This is a genomic window from Sphingomonas sp. LH128 (genome assembly GCF_000293195.2).
Taxonomy (GTDB): Bacteria; Pseudomonadota; Alphaproteobacteria; order Sphingomonadales; family Sphingomonadaceae; genus Novosphingobium; species Novosphingobium resinovorum_A.
This window is the reverse complement of record NZ_ALVC01000450.1, coordinates 1-1292: the sequence shown is the minus strand read 5'-3', so window position 1 is coordinate 1292 and position 1292 is coordinate 1. Positions and strand designations below refer to the sequence as shown.

At 61.9% G+C, this 1292-nt stretch carries 1 protein-coding gene and 1 pseudogene; one reads left to right on the top strand and one right to left on the bottom strand.

Going from position 1 to position 1292, the window contains the following annotated elements:
* Positions 1–321, bottom strand: a pseudogene (locus LH128_RS27990) (IS6-like element IS6100 family transposase); the annotation flags it as partial.
* On the opposite strand from LH128_RS27990, the gene LH128_RS27985 reads away from it, so the two are divergent.
* The coding region (locus LH128_RS27985) for an IS110 family transposase (protein ID WP_083910366.1) at positions 298–1292 on the top strand (995 nt) is incomplete at its 3' end. The pseudogene LH128_RS27990 and the gene LH128_RS27985 sit on opposite strands and share 24 nt — an antisense overlap.

Genomic DNA, 1292 nt, shown 5'->3' with positions numbered 1-1292 from the left:
CGGCGACAGGTAGAAATCGATCGTGTCGCCCCGCTTGTCGACTGCCCGGTACAGGTAGGTCCACTTGCCCCGCACCTTGACGTAGGTTTCATCCAGGCGCCAGCTCGGATCAAAGCCACGCCGCCAGAACCAGCGCAGCCGCTTCTCCATCTCCGGGGCGTAGCACTGGACCCAGCGATAGATCGTCGTATGGTCGACCGAAATGCCGCGTTCCGCCAGCATTTCCTCAAGGTCGCGATAGCTGATCGGATAGCGACAATACCAGCGCACCGCCCACAGGATCACATCACCCTGGAAATGGCGCCACTTGAAATCCGTCATCGTTCCGTCCGTCCAATCTCCGCCAAGCATGCTCAAGCTTCACGATTTTTGCAACAGAGCCTGACGTTGAATGTCTGTTACGAAGCGGGTCCCTGTGGGTATGGATTGCATCGACTGCTGACAAAGCTGGGACAGAATTGCATCGTCATCGCCCCCTCAATGATGCCGCGACGCCCGGGCGACCATGTGAAGACGGACCGACGTGACGCAATGACACTGGCGCGGCTTCTACGTGCCGGCGAACTCACCGCGATCTGGGTGCCGGACGAAGCGCATGAGGCGGTACGCGATCTCATCTGCGCTCGGCGAAATGCGCAGGACGATGCCATCGGGGCTAAGCAAACGGTGCGCAGCTTCCTGTTACGATATGATCGTCGTTTTGGCGGCAAGGCAGCCTGGACAAAGATGTACTGGCGGTGGCTGTCCGAGCAGCGGTTCGATTTTCCCCATCAGCAACTGGCATTCGAGGAGATGCAGAAGCGGGTGCTGGAGGCGCAGGCGCGAGTGGGACGGCTCGAGACGGCATTGGCCGAAGCGGTGGATGCATGGTGTTTTGCACCGCTGGTTCGCAATCTACAGGCCCTGCGCGGTATCAGGCTGGTCAGCGCCGCGACGCTGGTGGCCGAGGTTGGCGATCTCACCCGTTTCGACAATCCCAAGCAGTTGATGGCGTATGTCGGTCTGGTGCCGTCCGAGCACTCCAGCGGTGCCCGGACCAAGCGAGGCCGGATCACGCGCGCGGGCAACGCGCAGGCACGGACCATGCTGATCGAGGCTGGCTGGTCGTATCGACTGCCCGCCCGCGAGGCGCGACGCTATCGTGAGCGGGTCAGCGGGTTGCCCGAGGATATCCAGGAGATTGGGTGGAAGGCACAGGTTCGCCTGTGTCAGCGCTATCGGCGCCTGGCAGCTGTCGGCAAGCCGCAGCCGAAGGTGACCACTGCGATCGCGCGTGAACTGGTCGGCTATGC